Annotated in this window: 1 protein-coding gene; it reads left to right on the top strand. The window is 68.1% G+C overall.

The window, feature by feature from the left end:
- On the top strand, positions 1-279 hold a 279-nt coding region (locus RM704_RS45040; protein WP_311593670.1), incomplete at both ends, for an acyltransferase domain-containing protein.

The following is a 279-nucleotide window of genomic DNA, read 5'->3' on the forward strand; positions in this document are numbered from 1 at the left end:
GGCTGCCGTTGCGGGAGGTGTTGTTCGCTCGGGCGGGGGGTGCTGCTGATGGTCTGTTGAGGCGGACGGTGTATGCGCAGGCGGCGTTGTTCGCGGTCGAGGTGGCGTTGTTCCGGTTGGTGGAGTCGTTCGGGGTGCGTCCGGATTTCGTGGCGGGGCATTCGGTGGGGGAGATCGCTGCCGCGCATGTGGCTGGGGTGTTGTCGCTGGAGGATGCGGCGGTGCTGGTGGCTGCGCGTGGCCGGTTGATGGATGCGTTGCCGGAGGGTGGCGTGATGG

The organism is Streptomyces gottesmaniae, assembly GCF_031845845.1.
Classification (GTDB): Bacteria; Actinomycetota; Actinomycetes; order Streptomycetales; family Streptomycetaceae; genus Streptomyces; species Streptomyces akebiae.